The following is a 14,666-nucleotide window of genomic DNA, read 5'->3' as shown; positions in this document are numbered from 1 at the left end:
CCAGGAAAACGGCCAGCTTTTCCATCCGGACGACCATCCCGCGACCTGAGCGGGGTGATCCCCTGCATCAAGCCTGTCCCTGCAGCGTCCTCACATTGGAGAGGATCTCGGCCGAAAGTGCTGCACTCAGCTTTCGGTCGACGCCCTTGCTCGGCACCAGCACGAACTCGACGTCTTCAAGCGGCGGCAGGGCGCCGGCGGGTATCTCCTTCAACCCCTGCGGCACCATGCTGCGCGGCTGCACGAGCACGCCCATTCCGGCGCGCGCGGCCGCCGTCAGCCCGCTGAGGCTGCCGCAGGTGCAGACGATGCGCCACGGCAGGCGATGCCGGTCGAGCACTTCGAGCGCGACGCTGCGGGTGATGCTCGGCGGCGGAAAGGCGATCAGCGGCAGCACCTTGTCACGCCTGATCCTTTCGGGGTCGCGGGCGAGCCAGACGAGCGGCTCGCGATAGACGAGCTCGCCTCTCACGTCGCCGAGCCTGCGCTTGGCGAGCACGAGGTCGATCTCGCCGTTGTCCTGCATCTGGTAAAGCACGCCGCTCAAGGCGACGGTCAGTTCGAGATCGACCGACGGATGAGCACGGACGAAATCTTCGAGAACCGCCGGCAGCCGGCTCATGACGAAATCCTCGGAAACACCAAGCCGCAGGCGACCACGCAGACTGCTTTCGGCAAAAAGCGCACGCACCTCGCCGTCGATCGCCAGCATCGAACGCGCATGGGCAAGCAGTGCCAGCCCATCCGCCGTCAGCGACACGCGGTGGGTATCGCGGGCGACCAGGGTTCGCCCGAGCGAGGCCTCAAGCCTTTGAATATGCTGGCTGACGGTCGATTGCCCAAGCGACAGTTTCTCCGCCGCCAGCGTGAAACTGCCCATCTGTTCGAGCGCGACGAAGCTGCGCAACTGCACGAGATCCAACATGGCTCATCCCAAATCGCGATAACTGTTATTCCTTGCATCCTGCTTCATAATGAGTGATCCCGGCAAGACGTTTCATCACCAGCAAGTGACCGGATATGCGCCGCTACCTTCCCGATACCTTCACCATCCTGCTTCTGGCGACGGTGCTCTTGGCATCCGTCCTGCCGATCCATGGTGAGGCGACCGCCTGGTTCGGATTGGCGACCAAGGTGGCGGTCGGCATGGTCTTCTTCCTGCACGGCGCCCGCCTCTCGCGCGACGTGGTGATCGCCGGCATCCTGCACTGGCGGCTGCACCTGACGATCCTCGCCTCCACCTTCGTGCTCTTCCCGCTGATCGGTCTTGCAATCGGCTTCGTCCCGACCTCGATCCTTCCGCAGTCGCTCTACACCGGCATCCTGTTCCTCTGCGTGCTGCCCTCGACGGTGCAGTCTTCGATCGCCTTCACCTCGATGGCCGGCGGCAATGTGCCGGCGGCGATCTGCTCGGCGTCTGCGTCCAACATATTCGGCATGTTCCTGACGCCGCTGCTGGTCGGGCTGCTGTTTACCGCCGGCGGCCACGGCGGCGTGACGCTCGACGCGCTGAAGCAGATCCTGCTGCAATTGCTTGCTCCCTTCGTCATTGGCCAGCTGTTGCAGCCCTTGATCGGCAACTGGATCCGGGCGCGCAAGGGGCTCTTGGCGCCCGTCGATCGCGGCTCGATCCTGATGGTCGTCTATCTCGCCTTCAGCCAGGCGGTGACATCGGGCCTTTGGCAGACCTATTCGCTGGCAGATCTCGGCGTCCTGGTCGTCATCGAGATCGTCATGCTGGCGCTCGTGCTTGCCGTCACCATGTTCGGCAGCCGCCTGCTCGGCTTCGACAAGGCGGATGAGATCGCCATCACCTTCTGCGGCTCGAAGAAGAGCCTTGCGAGCGGCGTTCCGATGGCGAGCGCCATCTTCGCCGGGCAGAACATCGGCGCGATCGTGCTGCCGGTGATGCTGTTCCACCAGATCCAGCTGATGGCCTGCGCCGTCATCGCACAGCGCTACGCCGCCAAGAAGCAGGCCTCCGCCGTGCCCGCGCCGGCCAGATCCTAAAGCCTGTCGCGCAAAAGTGCGCAGCGGTTTTGCGACAACGACATGCGAAACATCAAAAACTTGAAGCGCAAGGAGCGAATCTGAAAGATCGTGACGCGCTTTAGAAAGTCAGGAAAGTCCGAAGCGGTCTCTCTTCGGAACTGCGTGATTTCAATGAACCAATAAAAAAGCGGCGCCCCTGGGGGACGCCGCCTGTCTTGGGAGATTGTCTTCGCGGTTAGAGGGTCTGGGCCTCGATCTGCTTCGGCTGCGAGGCAACGGACGAAATCTCGATCCGGCGGGGCTTGGCTGCTTCCGGAATCTCGCGGGTGAGGTCGATGTGCAGCAAGCCGTTCTTCAGCGAAGCGGACTTGATCTCCACGTGATCGGCGAGCTGGAAGCGACGCTCGAAGGCACGCTTGGCAATGCCACGATGGAGAAACTGGCTTTCGTCGCCCTTTTCCTCGGCTTTTTCGCCCTTGACCGTCAGCGTGTGCTCACGGGCCTCGATCGAAAGCTCGCTCTCGTCAAAGCCAGCAACGGCCATGGTGATGCGGTAGGCGTTTTCGCCGGTGCGTTCGATGTTGTAGGGCGGATAGGTCTGGGCTTCACCCGGCTGACCGAGGCTGTCGAGCATCGTGAACAGGCGATCAAAGCCAACGGTGGAACGGTAAAGGGGAGAGAAATCAAAGTGACGCATTGTGTCCTCCTCGGAGCAACGGTTTGCGATGTCTGGTCGGCCACCCCATTCTGGCAGCGGCAAGACCGGTGAACGGACCCGTCTTCGGCGCCCGTGACCCTGATTTGGGGAGGCAAATTCGCGACTTCAAGACGCGAGCACTCACGATTTTCCCGTGAACCCGACATGAACGGCCGCTTCGGCTTCCGTTCAGCCCCGGTGGGCTAGAAGAAAACTCTGGGCGGCAACTCCCAGGCTGAAGTGATACGTCCCTTCCTCTTCAGCAGCCGGAAACGGTGATCGTCCGGATTTCACCCACCGTTTCCGGCTTTTTTCTTTGACGACTGAGACCCTGCCGCCTATCCCTTGATGATACCGATCAACCCGCTCTTCTTGGCCGTCACCACGTCATGACCTCGATCCTCCACTCGACACCGGACAATCCGACCCCGGAAAACTACGTGGCTGGGTTCTTCGATGGCGTCGGCGGGCGCAAGATTCGCTACGCGATCTTCAGGACGAAGCAGCCTGTTGCGCGCGGCACGGTCGTCCTGCTGCAGGGCCGCAACGAATCGATCGAGAAATACTTCGAGACAATCGCTGATCTCACGGCAGCAGGTCTTTGGGTCGCGACCTTCGACTGGCGCGGCCAGGCGGGCTCCGAGCGGCTGCTGCCACACCCGGGACGCGGCTACGTCGACCACTTCTCCGACTATGAACGCGACCTCAGCACCTTCCTCGAACAGATCGTGTTGCCGGATACGCGCCTGCCCTTCTCGATCGTCGCCCATTCCATGGGTGCGCTCGTTGCCCTGTCGCTGGCACCGATGCTAGCAAGCCGGATCGACCGACTGGTGGTGCTGGCACCCTTCGTCGGCCTTGGCGGACAGGCGCTCGGCGAGCCCAGCATTGCGGCGATTGCGACCCTCATGCGCTGCATCGGCCTCGGCACCCTGCCGGCCCATCCCGACAAGGGCAACCGCCCGTTCGAAAGCAACGTGCTGACGGCGGACCGCCGCCGCTACCTGCGCAACATCGCACTGACCGACACGCATCCGGAACTGAGGCTTGGCCCGCCCACCGCGCGCTGGCTGAGCGAGGCCTTCCGCGCCATGCGCCGCGTCATCCGCCGCGAGCATCTGACGCGCATCACCCTGCCGACGATCATCCTGGCGCCAACCGCTGACCGTCTGGTGCCGCATCTCGCCGTCGAGTGGTTGGCGCGCAACTTCCGCGCCGCCCAGATGATCCCGATCGATGGCGCCCGCCACGAACTGCTTCACGAAGCAGACCGCTATCGCGCCCAGGCGATGGCCGCGATCCTTGCCTTCGTCATCCCCGAAGAGGGTGACGAACGCGAAAACAGCGCCGCCTGATACAGGCGGGCACACTCGGCAATAATTTGATTTTGCATCTCGCTTCGATATCAGCGCCGGAGCGTGGCGTCCTCAGCCTTTGAGGATTTCCAGCGCCTGAGCATGCAGTTCGGCGCTGCCCGCAGCGATGACCTCGCCACCCATTTCCGCCGGTCCGCCCTGCCAATTGGTGACGATACCGCCGGCCTGCTCGATCAGGGGGATCAGACCGCCGACGTCGTAGGGTTTCAGTCCGCATTCGATCACCAGGTCGATATGACCGGCGGCGAGCAGCGCGAAGGCGTAGCAATCGCAGCCGTAGCGGAAGAGTCGCACCTTGTTCTGCACCGCCTCGTACTTGGTCTTGAAGTCACCCGTGTAGAGGTGCGGCGATGTGGTGAACAGCACCGCATCCGAAAGCGAATTGCAGGCACGGGTCGAAAGCACCTTTTCGCCACCGGGACCCCGGTAGGTCGTCTTCTCACCATCGGCGAAATAGCGCTCACCGGTGAACGGCTGATCCATCAGGCCCATGACCGCTTCGCCATTGCGATAGAGGCCGATCAGCGTGCCCCAGACCGGCAGGCCGGAAATGAAGGCGCGTGTGCCGTCGATCGGGTCGATGACCCAGACATATTCGCGGTCGAGCCCGACATTGCCATGCTCTTCGCCAAGGATGCCGTGCTCCGGAAAATGCTTCTCGATCAGCGCACGGATCGCCGCTTCCGCCGACTGGTCCGCCTCCGTTACCGGATCGAAGCCGCCTTCGATCTTGTTGACCACGCTGGTGCCGATCCGGAATCGCGGCAGGGTCTCTGCCTTGGCAGCTTCGGCAAGGCGATCGAAGAAGGCGCGGTCGGGCAGCATGGCTCTCTCTCAGGGAAGCATGGACGAAGGAAGGTTCGTCTTGCATAGACGAAATTTACCGAAAGGCAAACGAACTGATGCGATGGCAGCGGCGACCAAATCACCTGTGTTTTCAGATTTCTAGCGTTTCAATCGGTTCAGATACCGCTTTCGCCTAAAAAACGTTTGATGCACTGCAAAAGTTCTCACTGCTTCAACTTGACATTTGTGCAGTGCAATATTAAGGTTTGGGTACAGTCACCTGTGACTGTAAATACCCTCCTTGGGTGTTTCCTCCCTAGACTTGACCGCGCCGTTGGCGCGGTTTTTTTTGAAGGTCCACGACAGAAAATCCTAAAGTCACTCCGCTGCGAGCGGGAGGTAGGCGCCGTAGTCTTCGACATGGCGGGCAAGCGACGCGACGAAGGTCGTGAGATCTGCGACCAGCGAGCCGAAGCCGGGCTTGCGCACCAGTGTCGTCTCATCGACATAGAGCGCCCGGTTGATCTCGATCTGCAGCGCATGCAGCCCGCGTGTCGGGCGACCGTAATGCTCGGTGATGAAGCCGCCAGCATAGGGCTTGTTGCGCACGACACTGTAGCCGAGCTGCTGCAGCAGATCGACGGCGGCGCGCGACAGTTCACCCGCGGCACTGGTGCCGTAGCGGTCGCCGATGATGAAGTCGGGACGCTGGGCGCTGCCGGGCAGATGCACGTTCCCGGGCATCGAGTGACAATCGATCAGCACCGACAGGCCGAACTGCACGTGGGTGCGCGCGATCAGTTTGCGCAGGGTGGCATGGTAGGGCTTGTAGATCGTCTCGATCCGCGTCAGCGCGTCTTCCACCGGGAAACGTCCGCGGTAGATCTCCATGTTCTCGGCGACCAGCCGCGGTATCGTGCCGAGGCCGCCGGCGACGCGCATCGAGCTGATATTGGCGTGCGGCGGCAGCGGGCCGTCGAACATGCGCGGGTCAAGCTCATAGGGCTCACGGTTGACGTCGAGGAAGGCGCGCGGGAAATGCGCCAGCAGCATCGGCGCTCCGAGAAAAGTCGCGTTCTGGAACAGCTCATCGACATAGTGGTCTTCCGACCGGCGAATCGAAACAGCGTCGAGCCGCGACTGATCGAGAAAGCGCTGGGGATAGGACCGACCGCTATGCGGTGAATTGAACACAAAGGGAATGCGCTGGATCGGAGGTTCCAGGACCTCAAACAGTTCCCTCTCCGCAATTTCCCCCATCTGAACCCTTTTTTACCATATGCGGTTCTTACAATTGTCATCATGTTGCCAGTTGGTCCGCTCTGTGTCCATAGTGACCAATCATAGCTCCCGGGGAATTGACGTCCCGCGTTCACGAGATATTTACCGCGTTGGGGTTTGGATAAAACGCCGCAATCTACGCGCAATAAACTGAAAAAAGAGAAGCACGGCCGAATTCATGACTGCGAAAATCCTTCTTGCCGAAGACGACAACGATATGCGCCGGTTCCTGGTCAAGGCGCTCGAAAAGGCCGGCTACAAGGTCATGTCCTACGACAACGGCGCCAGCGCCTATGACCGGCTTCGCGAGGAGCCATTCTCGCTTCTCCTCACCGACATCGTCATGCCCGAGATGGACGGCATCGAGCTGGCGCGCCGCGCGACCGAACTCGATCCGGACCTCAAGGTCATGTTCATCACCGGCTTTGCCGCCGTTGCGCTCAATCCCGACTCCAAGGCGCCGAAAGATGCCAAGGTGCTTTCGAAGCCCTTCCACCTCCGCGACCTCGTCGACGAGGTCAACAAGATGCTGGCCGCGGCTTAAGCGACTAGTTTTCCACAGTCGCTGCCGCTTGCGGCACACTGTGGCGACAAGCCAAGACGATTTCCGATCGACCGCCGCGATCCACAAGGATCTCCGGCGGTCTTTTCGTTTCAAGGCCTTAGCAGGAATCCCGCAAATCCGGGCCCTCGCCACGCCGCCGCGACCGACCCCCGGATGGGAAAAAACATGCCTTCGAAATTTCTGTCAAAAAACCTTCGAAAACCCTATTGACGCGACAACGGGTTTTGTGGTCTATGCGCCGACATCGGATGGGCGTGTAGCTCAGCGGGAGAGCACTACGTTGACATCGTAGGGGTCACAAGTTCGATCCTTGTCACGCCCACCATTCGAATTCCAAGGGCCTTTCGAGAAATCGAGAGGCCCTTTTCGTTTGTCCCGGGACGCGCCGGTTGGCGACACCCTCCACCCATCCCAATTCTGTACGAAGTTTAATGTCTTGCGCCATGGAAGCGCCCCGTTCCGCGCCCTAGTTTGCATTCGCAATCCGATCGCACCCGCAGACCTTTAATCGCATCCGTGACCAACGGCCGGCCACCCATCTCGCGTCTCGATACGCGAACGCGACGTCGTGCCGACCACATCTTCTCTGAATGAGAAAGGAACGGACAATGCCTGCCGTCAAGAACATCCTGCTCGTACACGGCGCCTGGGGCGATGCTTCCCATTGGCGTCACGTGATCCCGCCACTCCACGCCAAGGGCTACAGGATCGCTGCAGTGCAGAACCCACTGACCTCGCTTGCCGACGACATCGAGCGCACGCGCAAACTGGCGGAATCGCTTGATGGCCCGACCCTGCTTGTCGGCCACTCCTATGGCGGCGCGGTGATCAGCGGCGCCGGCCATGCAGCCAATGTCGTTGGCCTCGTCTATGTCGCGGCCTTCGCGCCGGATGAGGGCGACAGCCTCGGCAGCATTTTTGCGCGGCGTAATCCACCCTCCGGTGCTGCCAGTATCCGCCCCGACAAGGATGGCTTCCTCTGGTTGGCGCAAGACACCTTCCGCCAGAGCTTCGGCCAGGATTTGAACGAGACCGACGCGCTGGTCATGGCGGTGACGCAGAAGCCGATTGCCGGGCGTTGCTTTGAAGACGAGGCCGGCCCCCCGGCCTGGAAGGAAAAGCCGAGCTGGTACCAGGTATCGCGCCACGACAACATGATCCCGCCGGAAACCGAACAGTGGATGGCTGAACGCATCAAGGCAAAGAAGATCATCACCCTCGACGCCAGCCACGCCTCGCTTGCATCGCATCCAAAGGAGATCGTCGCGCTGATCGACGAGGCGATCGCTTCACTCGGCTAAAGTATGTCGCGCAAAAGTGCGCAGCGGTTTTGCGATAACATCGCGACGAAAAACCCCGTCGATCACCGGACCGACGGGGCCTTGTTCCAGGATCACCGCCAACCGCCGTCGACGGCCAACCATCCAAAGTCGACGCCTTAATGCACCATGGCGGAGGCGGCGGACATCAATTCGTCGCGACGCGGGGCGCCGAACATGTTCTGGCCGCCGTCCGGGACTTCCGTGAAACTCCAGCGCACAACGCCATCACGATCGAGCAGGAACTCGCCGACGAGTTGCCCGGCCCCGGTCGCTATCATCCGTTCGTCAGCCTCGGTGATCTGGTAGTCTTCCGCCTTGTCGAGATAGGCCATAGCTGCGATCGGGTCCATCGGTTCCGGCAATTCGCCCGGCATATTCACCTTCATCGCCATGATCGTCTTCTGGGCGATCTTGTACGGCCAGGCGTCCTCGTCCTCGGTGAATTCGAGGTTGGGCAGCCCGAACGCCCGATGCGAGACCCGTTCCGGATCGGCGGCGGCCAGCAAATTCGGCACAGGATGATAACGGAAATAGAGGCGCGCTCGATCGATCGGCGTATTGACCACCGTCAGGCTCTCGATGCCCCGCTCCCGCAAGGCGCCGTCGAGTTGCGCCATGGCGGCGATCTGCCGTCTGCAGAACGGACAATGCAGGCCGCGGAACAGGCCGACCAGGACCGGTTTGCGGCCGCGAAAATCATCAAGGGCGATCTGACCTTCCTGCGTGATTGCGTCGAGCACCACGTTCGGCGCTCGGTCCCCCGGCTGCAACGGCCGTCCACTCAGCGGCTCAACCATGTTTCGTCTCCTCATCCCGGCCGGAACGCTCCAGCTACGCCTTGTGGCAAGGCAGGCGCTTTTTCTCCGGCAAACTGTGTGCAGCAATCAAAGCGCAGACGCCGCGCCCCAGGCGACGATCGGAAGTATCAGTCGAGAAACGGCAAAATCATCAACGCCTCGGGATCGAGACCATGTTGCGCACATATGTCTCTCGCCAAGGCGAAGTACCTTTCCGCTGCATCGAGATCGCCGGCGTCCAGGCAAAGCGTCGCCAAGCCATCATAACACGGAAACAGGAGCTGCGCCTCTTGCGTTTCTCCGCAAAGGTCGAGCGCCTCCTGATAAAGGCCGCGGGCGACATCTGCCCGGCCATGACACTGATGGATCTGGCCGAGCACCAGCAGCGACACCGGCAAGTGGTCGCGCTGGTCGAGTTCCCGGTCAATCGCAATCGCGCGCTCGGCTGCCGGCACGCCGTCCGGCGCACAGCGATCGGTGAAGGTGCAATAGGCGACGGCAAGGTTGGCGAGCAGGCGCGCCTGAAAACCGAGGTCGCCGATACGCCTTGCCATGTCGAAACCGCAGCGGCAAACCTCAATCGCACGTCTCGGATCGGTGACCGCGTAGAACACCGCCAGATTGGTATAGCCGCGGCAGGCGGCATTCAACAGGTTCGCGCCTTCCGCTGCCGCGACGCTTCGCTCGACGATACCGATCGCTTCGGCGCTGCGGCCAAGGCGGGCAAGCGTCACGGCCTTGGTGTTCAGCGCTTCGGCCATGACCCGCATCGCCTCCCGCTCAGTCTCTGGGGTCTCCGGCGTATATGTCGCAATGCGATCCAGGGCGTCGTCCGCCGCCTTGAGGGCGCCGGCATAGTCTCCCATGCGGAAGGCGAGGTGGCCGCATTCCTGCGAAAGATGCGCACCTTCAATCGGCGCGCTCACGCCTTCGAGCAGCTCGGCGGCTGCCGCGAAGGAAGCCAACGCCTCGTCACGCCGCCCGGTTTCCCAGAGATGATGGCCGAACTTGCGCCGGATTCGTGCCGCGGCAATCCGGTCGTCCATGGCGCTGTAAATCTCCAACAGTGCGCCGTAGTGCTGAACCGCCGCCTCACGCTGGCCGGTCGGGCCCAGGAGATCAGCGACGCGTTCGCGTGCGGCAAGCCATTCGGGGCCCTGTTCGCCGGTGGCCGCCAGTGCCGCCATCGCCTGTTCATAAAGCCGGATGGCATCATCATTGGCATAGAGCGCCCGCGCCCGGTCTCCGGCCGCGACCAGGTAATGTGCGCCCTTGGCCTTCTGTTCGGAGAGGCCGAAATGGTGGCCGAGCAGCGCCATTTCCTCGGGCCGGTCGGTATCCTCGCCGAACCGGCGCTCCAGCACCTTGCCGATTAATGCATGCCCGTCCGTGCGCCGACTGAGCAGCAGATTGTTGTAGACCACCTCCTGCAGCAACGTCTGGGTAAACCGATAGGTCTGTGTGCCCAGGAACCCGCCGCCGTCCCTGGCTTCTTCGATGATCTCCGCATCGCAGAGCAGATCAAGAATCGTATCCACCGGTGTCCGCCCCGAAACCGCTTGCAGCAGATCCGCATCGAATCGCGGCCCGATCATCGCAGCGTGGTGCAGCATTCGGCGGGCGTCCGGCGGTAGCCGATCGACGCGGCCGAGCAGTATCGCCTCGATGGTCACCGGAATGTCGGCGGCCGCTTCGCGCTCCACCACCCGCCAGGTCGAGCCGACCCGCTGCACTGCGGATACATCGATCAGGCCGCGCACGATTTCCTCGATGAACAGGGGATTGCCCCCGGCCCGTGCCAAGATGCGCTCGGCGAGCGCCTGAGGCAGCCCATCCCTACCGAAGAATGCCGCAAGCAAGCGACGCCTGTCGGCCTCCGAAAGCGGTGCGAGGCGCAACGCCGTCAAGTTTGTGTGTCCGGGCTTCAGCTGATCGGCATCGGCGTCGGGCCGCTGGGTGGTCAGCAGCATCAACGGGCTGCCTTCCGTCCGCTCGAGGACGAAGGATATGGCCTCGAGCGAGGCAGCATCGGCCCAGTGCAAATCCTCGATCACGAGCAGTAAGGGCGTTCGTGACAGGCGTCGTTCAAAAATCGCCCTCACCCCTGCGAAAAGCTGCCGGCGCATCTGTTCCGGCTCCACATGGCGCAACAGCTCATCCTGGGAACCCAAGCCCAGGATCCGCAAAAACAGCGGTACGAGCTGTTCGAGCTTGTCTTGCGCAAATCCGATCTCGGCCAGTCCCGCGGCGAGTAGCTCTGTCGTCCGCTGCAGGCTGTCGCTTATCGAAATCCCGTAGGCACCGCGCAGCACCGCCGCGAGAACGCCATAGGACGGTTCTCCGAGCGACGAACTGCCGGCGCGGCGAACGACGACGTTCGAAAAGCGCGGATCCGCGGCCACCCGTTCGAGGAATTCTTTGATCAGCCGCGATTTTCCGAGCCCTGCCTCTCCCGTCAGACGCACCAGTTGCGCCGTCCCGCCGCAGGCAAGCTCGAGGCAATCAATGAGGCGCTTCATCTCCGCCTCACGTCCGATCAGCGGCGCACCGAGCCCCAGCGCTTCGAGACCGCGTGCCGTGCGCGGTGCCTCCAGAGACTGCGTCAGCCTGTAGACCTCGACGCTTTCCGCTTTGCCGCGCAGCGTCATCGCGCCAAGCGCCTCGTAGGCAAAGGCGTGGCAGGTCAACCGATAGGTCACCGGCCCGACGAGGATCTCCCCAGGCCCTGCCAGCGTTTGCAGCCGCTGCGCCGTGTTGACTGCGTCGCCGGTCACCGAATAGGCCTTGCCGTCGCCAGCGCCCAAACGCCCCGCCACGACGGTTCCGGTGTTGAGCCCGATATGGAGGTTCAGTGGCTCGCCGATCCGCCGCTGCCAGCGTTCGCCGACCCGCCTTGCCCGAACGGTCATGTCGAGCGCAGCACGAAGCGCTCTCTCGGAGTCGTCTTCGTGCGCCACCGGCGCGCCGAAGAGGGCCAGCAACGCGTCGCCGATGAATTTGTCGACGAAGCCACCGTAAGCCTCGACCGCCTCGGTCAGTTCTTCGAAGAGTTCGTTCTGGAAAGCCCTGAGGACTTCCGGATCCACCTGCTCGCTGAGACCAGTAAAGCCGCAGAGGTCGGCAAAGAGAATGGTGGCTGTGCGGCGGTCGGCGCCCGCCTCCTCTCCGCCAGAAGGTCGCGCCCGAGGCGTCTGTGCCGTCGCAGGTGGCGAAACCGTCGGCTTTATTGGTGCCGGGCTTCCAAGCCGGGTGCCGCAGGTGGGACAAAAGGAGAAGTGTGGCGGGCAGAGTGCGCCGCAACCGGGACACGGGCTATGCTGCTTGGCACCGCAATTCGGGCAAAACGCAAACCCGCCTTGGATCTCGCAACCGCACTCGTGGCAGTTCATCGACGACGAACCTTCGAACGAACCAGGCTGGCACGGCGAATGCGGAGCCAGCCGGGACATGATGGCTTCGCAAGAATGGACCCGCGTCACCTGCTTTGCAAGCAACAGCAACAATCTCGATGGGAGACCGCGAATGCGGCCTCCTCCAGGGCCTCCCGACGGTTTCCCGATCGAACAGTCCGGCAATGGTTCGTCGGCAATGTCGGCCTCAAGCGCTGTCAGGAGTGGGCACGGCGCGGCTTCGGTGGACGGGAAAACGTATCGAGATCGATGGCTGCACCTTCCGGCGCGCGGCACACCTCCTCCGGATGCCGATCGCTGGCCTCGACGGCGAAGTGGATCGCCGCCGTCTCGTTGGTGAAGAGGCCGCCAACGACGCCCTTGCGGTCGGAAACGACCCACCAGCCGTGCCTATCGCGGCCAACGACGAAACGTGCGCGCGCGCGAAAACCACGCCGAATCTGCTGCGTACTGCCCATGATGGAATGATCCTCGTTGATCGGAAAAAGGCTTAACCGGCAATCCACGGAATGGCGGCCTGGATGCCATAGGCAAGGCCGAGAACGATACCGAGGCGGACGCCGATGCCGAGAAAGGCGTCGCGAACCGCGCTGTCGTTATCGTGGCGGTTCTCGATGTTGCCCTGGGCGCGTCGGCGCTGTTCGGCTTGAGCGGCAAGATGCGGCAAGCGTGACATGATCTGTCTCCTTTTTGGCATAAGGTCCCGCGCGCCGAGCTCAACGAATGAGGGGATGCTGGCAGGACGGGAATTGTTGAGGGAACTCAGCTCGCGAGCGCGATGCGGACGCCGCGGCCGATATGGGTGGAGGACGGAAGTTCGGTGAGCGGCTCGAGTGCCGCACGAATCTCGGCCGCCGTTTCCGCCGCAACCGGCGTCAATGGCAAGCGCAGTTCGGGGCTGAGGGCGCGCGCCAGATGCAGCGCATATTTGATCGGTCCCGGATTGGTCTCGCGCTCGAGCGCCACCAGCAACGGCCTTATCCGTTCATGGATGGCAAGCGCCGCCCCTGTATTGCCGGTCGTGATTGCCTGATGCATCGCCACCACCAGCCGCGGAACGACATTGGACGCCACCGATATGGTGCCGTGTCCACCGCAAAGATTGAACGGCAGCGCCGTCTGGTCATGGCCGGAAAACGGACGAAGGCGGTTCTTCAGCGCAGCCGACATCGAAAGAAGCCGGCCGATGTCGCCGGTCGCATCCTTGATGCCGACGATGCCGGGAAGCTCCGCCAGCCGCTCGAGCGTTCGCGGTGTCAGATCGACGCCGGTGCGGGCGGGCACGTTGTAGAGGATGACCGGCAAATCGACCGCCCTGGTGACCGCCTCGAAGTGCCGATAAAGCCCCTCCTGCGACGGCTTGCTGTAATAGGGCGCGACAATGAGCACCGCATCGGCGCCGAGCGCCTTGGCTTCCGCCGTCAGCTCGATCGTCGTCTCGGTACTGTTGGTGCCGGTTCCGGCGATAACGGGGATCTTCCGCTCGGCGACCTCGACGCAGCGCTCGATCACCATTGTCCGCTCGGTACGCGACAGCGTCGGCGCCTCGCCGGTGGTACCGCAAGCGACGATGCCGGAGATGCCGTGGCGTATCTGCCATTCGACCAGCGACATCAGACCGACGACATCGACCTTGCCGTCGCGAAACGGTGTGACGAGCGCCGTGATCGCCCCGTCGAGGCGCAGCGAGTGCATGTTCATGGAAATATCCTTCAGGTGGGAAACTGGCCGCGGTCGGTGGCCGCGATGGCAAGCTGATAGCCGCGGCAGGAGCGCAGGAAGGCGCCGAGGATCGCGGCGGCCAGATCGGCATGCCGCGCCTTGAACGTGAGCCGACCCGCACCTGGCGGCTGATAGCGCAGCGCACAGGTCCAAAGCCCGAGTTCGTGGCTGAGTGTTCTGAGACAGAGCTTTGCCTCAGTCGTAGACGTCAGGTGGATGACCGCATCGACCAGGGCATCGGCCGCCATCAGATCGCGGAACCGACGCGACGGCCACTCGTCCACGGCGAGACCGGGCAGTTCCCGGATCACGCGGACAGCCTCCCAGACATGATGCTCACGCAGGCGGCGAACCGCGCTCAGCCGAAGCAGTAGCACATCCAGGGGATCTGCATTCGCCTCGACAGTAACGGGCCGCTGGCGCAAACCCATATCGGGCAGAAGGCTCCGGACATGATGACGCAAGCTGAAATCGTGAAGAGACATGGAACTGATCCGTATTCGATGAGGGGAACCTAGCTCCATCAGGCGTCCGGATTCGATTCCGACTTCGCGCGCCCGGCATAAGATTTCCGTAAAGCCTCCCGATTGGTGCTGTCCAAGGCATTCATGCGCGGCTAGATTGACACTCGAAGGGACAGAAAACCCCGCGAAATGCAGGCGCGCGGCGTCGAAATAATCTGACGCAAAAGATGACGTGCACGCAATTTTGCGCTAGG

At 62.6% G+C, this 14,666-nt stretch carries 14 protein-coding genes and 1 tRNA gene; 5 read left to right on the top strand and 10 right to left on the bottom strand.

The window, feature by feature from the left end; all coding sequences use genetic code 11:
• Positions 1-67 precede the first annotated feature (67 nt).
• Complete coding sequence (locus ASE60_RS26760) at positions 68-925, bottom strand: LysR substrate-binding domain-containing protein (protein WP_057254627.1); 858 nt, start codon at positions 923-925, stop codon at positions 68-70.
• A 95-nt stretch (positions 926-1,020) separates the two neighbouring features.
• Between ASE60_RS26760 and ASE60_RS26755 the strand changes: the two genes are divergently transcribed.
• Positions 1,021-2,010 carry a bile acid:sodium symporter family protein gene (locus ASE60_RS26755; protein WP_057254626.1) on the top strand — a complete coding sequence of 330 codons (990 nt, stop codon included), beginning with the start codon at positions 1,021-1,023 and terminating at the stop codon, positions 2,008-2,010.
• A 217-nt stretch (positions 2,011-2,227) separates the two neighbouring features.
• On the opposite strand, the gene ASE60_RS26750 is transcribed toward ASE60_RS26755, so the two are convergent.
• A complete protein-coding gene (locus tag ASE60_RS26750) occupies positions 2,228-2,689 on the bottom strand; it encodes an Hsp20 family protein (RefSeq protein WP_057254625.1) in 462 nt (153 codons plus the stop codon).
• A 389-nt stretch (positions 2,690-3,078) separates the two neighbouring features.
• On the opposite strand from ASE60_RS26750, the gene ASE60_RS26745 reads away from it, so the two are divergent.
• Positions 3,079-4,044 carry an alpha/beta hydrolase gene (locus tag ASE60_RS26745; protein WP_057254624.1) on the top strand — a complete coding sequence of 322 codons (966 nt, stop codon included), beginning with the start codon at positions 3,079-3,081 and terminating at the stop codon, positions 4,042-4,044.
• Positions 4,045-4,116: 72 nt separating this feature from the next.
• Here ASE60_RS26745 and hisN read toward each other — a convergent pair whose 3' ends face one another.
• Together hisN and ASE60_RS26735 are read right to left on the bottom strand one after the other, a co-directional pair.
• On the bottom strand, positions 4,117-4,890 hold the full coding sequence (hisN, locus tag ASE60_RS26740) for a histidinol-phosphatase (protein WP_057254623.1): 774 nt from the start codon (positions 4,888-4,890) through the stop codon (positions 4,117-4,119).
• Between the two features lie 339 nt (positions 4,891-5,229).
• Entirely contained in the window at positions 5,230-6,111 is an 882-nt protein-coding gene (locus ASE60_RS26735) for an N-formylglutamate amidohydrolase (RefSeq protein WP_057254622.1), read from the bottom strand.
• Between the two features lie 199 nt (positions 6,112-6,310).
• Here ASE60_RS26735 and cpdR1 point away from each other — a divergent pair, with 199 nt between their 5' ends.
• From cpdR1 to ASE60_RS26720, 3 genes are all read left to right on the top strand, one after another.
• On the top strand, positions 6,311-6,676 hold the full coding sequence (cpdR1, locus tag ASE60_RS26730; RefSeq protein WP_034786813.1) for a response regulator CpdR1: 366 nt from the start codon (positions 6,311-6,313) through the stop codon (positions 6,674-6,676).
• Between the two features lie 271 nt (positions 6,677-6,947).
• Positions 6,948-7,022 (top strand) — tRNA-Val (locus tag ASE60_RS26725).
• A 283-nt stretch (positions 7,023-7,305) separates the two neighbouring features.
• On the top strand, positions 7,306-7,998 hold the full coding sequence (locus ASE60_RS26720; protein WP_057254621.1) for an alpha/beta hydrolase: 693 nt from the start codon (positions 7,306-7,308) through the stop codon (positions 7,996-7,998).
• Positions 7,999-8,135: 137 nt separating this feature from the next.
• On the opposite strand, the gene ASE60_RS26715 is transcribed toward ASE60_RS26720, so the two are convergent.
• From ASE60_RS26715 to ASE60_RS26690, 6 genes are all read right to left on the bottom strand, one after another.
• Entirely contained in the window at positions 8,136-8,816 is a 681-nt protein-coding gene (locus ASE60_RS26715) for a peroxiredoxin-like family protein (protein WP_057254620.1), read from the bottom strand.
• Between the two features lie 128 nt (positions 8,817-8,944).
• The gene (locus tag ASE60_RS26710) at positions 8,945-12,205 is read right to left on the bottom strand and encodes an adenylate/guanylate cyclase domain-containing protein (RefSeq protein WP_057254827.1); all 3,261 of its coding nucleotides are present in this window, start codon (positions 12,203-12,205) and stop codon (positions 8,945-8,947) included.
• 218 nt (positions 12,206-12,423) lie between these two features.
• Entirely contained in the window at positions 12,424-12,684 is a 261-nt protein-coding gene (locus ASE60_RS26705; protein ID WP_057254619.1) for a hypothetical protein, read from the bottom strand.
• Positions 12,685-12,716: 32 nt separating this feature from the next.
• The gene (locus ASE60_RS26700) at positions 12,717-12,902 is read right to left on the bottom strand and encodes a hypothetical protein (protein ID WP_057254618.1); all 186 of its coding nucleotides are present in this window, start codon (positions 12,900-12,902) and stop codon (positions 12,717-12,719) included.
• A gap of 86 nt (positions 12,903-12,988) precedes the next feature.
• The gene (dapA, locus tag ASE60_RS26695) at positions 12,989-13,927 is read right to left on the bottom strand and encodes a 4-hydroxy-tetrahydrodipicolinate synthase (protein WP_057254617.1); all 939 of its coding nucleotides are present in this window, start codon (positions 13,925-13,927) and stop codon (positions 12,989-12,991) included.
• A gap of 11 nt (positions 13,928-13,938) precedes the next feature.
• Positions 13,939-14,433 carry a hypothetical protein gene (locus ASE60_RS26690; protein ID WP_156414728.1) on the bottom strand — a complete coding sequence of 165 codons (495 nt, stop codon included), beginning with the start codon at positions 14,431-14,433 and terminating at the stop codon, positions 13,939-13,941.
• Positions 14,434-14,666: the final 233 nt, after the last annotated feature.

Source organism: Ensifer sp. Root278, from assembly GCF_001429285.1.
GTDB lineage: Bacteria > Pseudomonadota > Alphaproteobacteria > Rhizobiales > Rhizobiaceae > Ensifer.
The sequence above is the reverse complement of the archived record's forward strand: the minus strand, read 5'-3'. Positions and strand labels throughout refer to the sequence as shown.